At 57.9% G+C, this 390-nt stretch carries 1 protein-coding gene; it reads left to right on the top strand.

Features of this window, described 5'->3' with window-relative positions:
* The coding region (locus tag HMPREF2888_RS13005) for a hypothetical protein (protein ID WP_210386818.1) at positions 1–229 on the top strand (229 nt) is incomplete at its 5' end.
* Positions 230–390: the final 161 nt, after the last annotated feature.

Genomic DNA, 390 nt, shown 5'->3' with positions numbered 1-390 from the left:
AAATACCTCCGCGTGCGCGGAGAAGAGCGCTCTCATTACGACCATCGGCACGGTCTACGGGAAATACCTCCGCGTGCGCGGAGAAGAGGGGTCCTGTGAGAAAAGGAACCCAGAAATCGAGGAAATACCTCCGCGTGCGCGGAGAAGAGTTTCCTACACTGACGCTGCTTTGCGCACCTTGGGAAATACCTCCGCGTGCGCGGAGAAGAGCTCTGCAGGCCAGACATGAACGGCTGGATCGCGGAAATACCTCCGCGTGCGCGGAGAAGAGCCATATACGAGAAAAAGAAGCCACGCCACCATGGAAATACCTCCGCGTGCGCGGAGAAGAGCACTTCTTCAGGGTCAACGCCCCAGGTGATATGGAAATACCTCCGCGTGCGCGGAGAA

Origin of the sequence: Corynebacterium sp. HMSC077D03, from assembly GCF_001808545.1 — a bacterium.
In the GTDB taxonomy this organism is placed as follows: domain Bacteria; phylum Actinomycetota; class Actinomycetes; order Mycobacteriales; family Mycobacteriaceae; genus Corynebacterium; species Corynebacterium simulans.
The sequence above is the reverse complement of the archived record's forward strand: the minus strand, read 5'-3'. Positions and strand labels throughout refer to the sequence as shown.